The sequence below is a fragment of the Streptomyces chartreusis genome (assembly GCF_008704715.1).
Taxonomy (GTDB): Bacteria; Actinomycetota; Actinomycetes; order Streptomycetales; family Streptomycetaceae; genus Streptomyces; species Streptomyces chartreusis.
The window spans coordinates 970122-973739 of sequence record NZ_CP023689.1 but is presented as its reverse complement, the minus strand read 5'-3'; the positions used below and the strand labels follow the sequence as shown (position 1 = coordinate 973739).

The window sequence follows — 3618 nt, the reverse complement described above, 5'->3', positions numbered from 1 at the left end:
ACACGGCGAGGGCCGTCGCGCGGTGTGCGCGGCGGCCCTCGCCGTGGTGACGCCGATCGGCGACGGTGGTCAGTCGTCGAGCAGGCGGATCGGGTCCTCCTGCTCGTACCAGCCCAGGAACGGCGGGCACAGGCCCCAGCCGAGCAGCCGCTGGAGCTCCTCGGGGTACTCACGGACGATCTCCCGCGGCACGGCCAGATACTGGTTCTCCTCCTGGCGCAGATTGCCGCGCACCAGCGCGAGCGTGAGGCCGGTGCGGGCGTCGTCGGCGAGGTTCGCGCCGCCGCCGTGGAACAGGCCGCCCACCCAGATCAGACAGGACCCCGGATCCATCTCCGCCTGTACCGCCTCCTCCGGGCGAGGCCCGCGCTCCGCCTCCCACAGATGGCTGCCCGGGTAGACCATCGTGGCGCCGTTCTCCTCGGTGAACTCGCTCATCGCCAGCATGATCTGCACCCGGTTCGTCGGGCCGGGGCTGGGCAGCAGATGCGCGATGTCGTCGCGGTGCGGCGGCTGAGCGGTCTCGCCGGGCCAGATCTGGATCAACTGGGTGATGCTGACCTGGACGTTCGGGGCGAGGTCGGTGCGCTGCCGGCCGAACCAGTTCGTCGAGGGGCGCTCGATCAGATCCCGCGCGGTGCCCAGGTACAGCGGATCGAGGGCGATGCGCTCCATGTGCCGGGAGCGGGCGAAGAGCGAGCTGAGCCGCTTGGTGCGCTGGCCGGTGAACGAGCTGTCGCCGTAGCCGACGCCGTCGAGCGCAGGGCCGAGGTCGTCCCACAGACCCTTCAGGGTCGTCTCGTCGACGAGGTCCTCCACGATCACACCGCCGTCGCGCTCCAGGACGGCGGTGACGTCGGACACCGGTGCGGTGGCGGGAAGCCGGGTCAGGTCTGCGGGCATGCGGGATCCTGGTTCTGTGGGGTTCGGTCGGCGAAGTGGCCCGGGCGGAGTCGCGCGAACCGGCCGGGTGGCCGGAGGGTCACCAGCGCACCGGGAGTTCGGCGAGCCCAAACAGCACGCCGTTGTCCTTGTGGTCGAGGTCCTCGACGGCGCGGTCGAGCCGGATGCCGGGCAGCCGCTCGAACAGGACGCGGTAGGCCAACTCCATCTCGACGCGCACGAGATGCTGGCCGAGGCACTTGTGCCGGCCGTGGCCGAAGGCGACATGGCCCTGGGCCGAGCGGCCGGGGTCGAAGGCGTGCGGGCAGGCGAACTTGCCGTCGTCGTAGTTGGCGGCGGCCACCAGCGGTGCCACGCCCTCGCCCGCCCTGATGAGCTGGCCGCCGATCTCCACGTCCGCCACGGCCACCCGCAGCGGCACCAGATCGGCGACGGAGTAGAACCTCAGCAGCTCGTCCACGATGCCCGGGTCGCCGATCCACTCCGGATGCGTCATGAGGGGCACCGCGCCCAGGGCGATGTTGTTGGCGGTGGTCTCCTGACCGGCGATGAGCAGCAGCAGGGCCGCCCCGCCGACCTCCATCGGGGCAAGTTCCCCGGCGGCGAGCATCGTGCTGATCATGTCGTCGCCGGGCCGGTGCCGCTTGATGGTGACCATCCGCCCCAGATAGCGCAGGAGTTCCGTGGTCGCCCGGTCCCGCTCCTCGTCGGTGGCCGACAGGGTGACCAGGACCGAGATCCGGGACTCGAAGAAGGCCCGGTCGGCGTTGGGCACGCCCAGCAGCTCGCAGATCACCAGTGACGGAATCGGTACGGCGTAGTCCGCGACCAGATCGGCCGGGCTGCCCTTGGCGACCAGCGCCTCCACGCAATCCTCGACGACCTTCTGGATGCGGGGCCGCAGCTCCTTCATCCTGCGGGCGGTGAAGTCCTGCATCAGGATCTTGCGGTAGCGGTCGTGCTCGGGCGGGTCGAGGGTGGCGAACCAGCCGGGAATCTGGGTCTGCGCGGGCGGTCCGCCGGTACGGCCCGGGGTGGGGAACCCCTCGTTGCGGGAGTCCGAGCTGAGGTGCGGGTGGAGCAGGGCCTCGCGCACGTCCTCGAACCGGGTCAGCAGCCAGACGCGCTGGCCGCCCGGCATCATCGACCAGGCCAGTCCGTCCCGCCCGCGCAACTCGGCGTAGCCGGGCGGGGGGAAGGGCTCGCCGGGCCGGCGGAACGGGAAGTCGACCTGCCGTGCGGCGTCGTCCTTCATGTCGGTCGCTGTCACGTGCCGTCCCCTCTCACCGGGAGGTGCACCGGGACTTCCGGACCCCGATGTGAGACGAAGGATGGGCCGCTCACGGCGGGCAAATCCCTAGTTCTGGCACGGGATCGGAAACCCCGGTGCGGGGTTCGGGGCCGGGACCGCGTCGGTCATGAGGCGGCCGACTGGCGGTGGTGGTTCGCTACCACCGCACCGGCAGTTCAGCCGGCCCTCCGACGAGCCGCCCGGCACTGGTCATGAGCTGCTCGTGCGGGACCACGGGACGCAGTTGAGGCATGCGCGTGAACAGTGCGGTGAACGCCTCCGCCAGCTCGATCCGGGCCAGCGAGGCGCCGAGGCAGTGCCAGATGCCGTGCCCGAACGACAGGTGCGGGTTGGGCGCACGGCGCGGGTCGAACTCCCCGGCCTGCTCGAAGACGCGGTCGTCGTGGTTGGCCAGCGCGAAGTCCAGCAGCACCAGGTCGCCGGCCCGGACGGTGACGCCGGCGATGTCGATGTCGGCGGCGGCGTAGCGGGGCAGGACGGAGCCGGACTGCTTGCCGTTGCGCAGGACTTCCTCCACGAGCCCGGCCATCGCCTCCGGGTCGTCCAGCGCCGTCCGCAGCCGCTCCGGGTGGCGGCTGAGCAGTGCGACGCCCAGGGTGATGAAGCTCGCCACGCTCTCCAGGCCCGCCATCAGCAGGGTCGCGGCGAGCGCGGCGGCCTGCTCGGTGGGGACGTCGGCGGTGACGAGCCGGGTCAGGACGTCGTCGCCCGGTGCGGTTCGCTTGGCCTCGGCGAGCGCCCCGAAGAGGGCGAACAGCGGGCCCGGGCCGGGTGCGGCCTCCCCGTCCTTCCCGATCCGGCCGATGTCGGCGAGGAGCTGCGTGGCGCGTTCCCGCTGCTCGGCGGGCACGCCGATCAGCTCGTGCAGGATGCTCAGCGAGTACGGCAGCGCGAAGTGCCCGTGCAGATCGGCGGGTTGCTCGCGGCACGCGAAGACCTCGGCGATCGCCCGCGCGGCGCCGGCCACGCGGGGTCTCAGCTCCTGCATACGGCGCGCGGCGAACTGCGGGCCGAGCAGGGCACGGGACCGGCGGTGCATCTCGCGGGCCGTGTCGGCGTCGTCGATGATCAGCAACTGGACGAGCGGGCTGTCGACGTACTTGGGCGCGGTTGCGGGGGCGGGGTGGAAGCGGCCCAGCCGCTCGTCGTGGAGGAGTGCCTTCGTCTCGGCGTGCCGGGTGACGAGCCAGGCCTCGTCGCCGGCCGGGGTACGCACGCGGCGGACGGGTGCCTCGTCCCTCAGCGCCCGCAGCGGGCTGGGCGCGAACACGGGGCGCGAGTCGGTGTCGAGCACGGGTAACGGCGGTGTGTGCGGCATGGGGCCGAGCCTGCCGCCCCCGCACTGACGATTTCCCGAGAGTTCGGGGCGGTGCGCACCACTCCACTCATGTGTGGTGCGCCAC

General features: G+C 72.1%; 3 protein-coding genes. All 3 read right to left on the bottom strand.

The window, feature by feature from the left end; translation table 11 throughout:
* Nucleotides 1-69: 69 nt before the first annotated feature.
* Nucleotides 70-903 carry a phytanoyl-CoA dioxygenase family protein gene (locus CP983_RS04165; protein WP_150498578.1) on the bottom strand — a complete coding sequence of 278 codons (834 nt, stop codon included), beginning with the start codon at nt 901-903 and terminating at the stop codon, nt 70-72.
* Between the two features lie 79 nt (nt 904-982).
* Nucleotides 983-2173: a cytochrome P450 gene (locus CP983_RS04160; protein ID WP_308436537.1), complete on the bottom strand. Its 1191-nt coding sequence runs from the start codon at nt 2171-2173 to the stop codon at nt 983-985.
* A 178-nt stretch (nt 2174-2351) separates the two neighbouring features.
* Complete coding sequence (locus tag CP983_RS04155) at nt 2352-3533, bottom strand: cytochrome P450 (protein WP_150498577.1); 1182 nt, start codon at nt 3531-3533, stop codon at nt 2352-2354.
* Nucleotides 3534-3618 lie beyond the last annotated feature (85 nt).

Excerpts from the sequence above, each read along its gene's own strand:
- CP983_RS04165 (WP_150498578.1), bottom strand. The coding sequence starts at position 903 with ATGCCCGCAGACCTGACCCGGCTTCCCGCCACCGCACCGGTGTCCGAC.
- CP983_RS04155 (WP_150498577.1), bottom strand. The coding sequence starts at position 3,533 with ATGCCGCACACACCGCCGTTACCCGTGCTCGACACCGACTCGCGCCCC.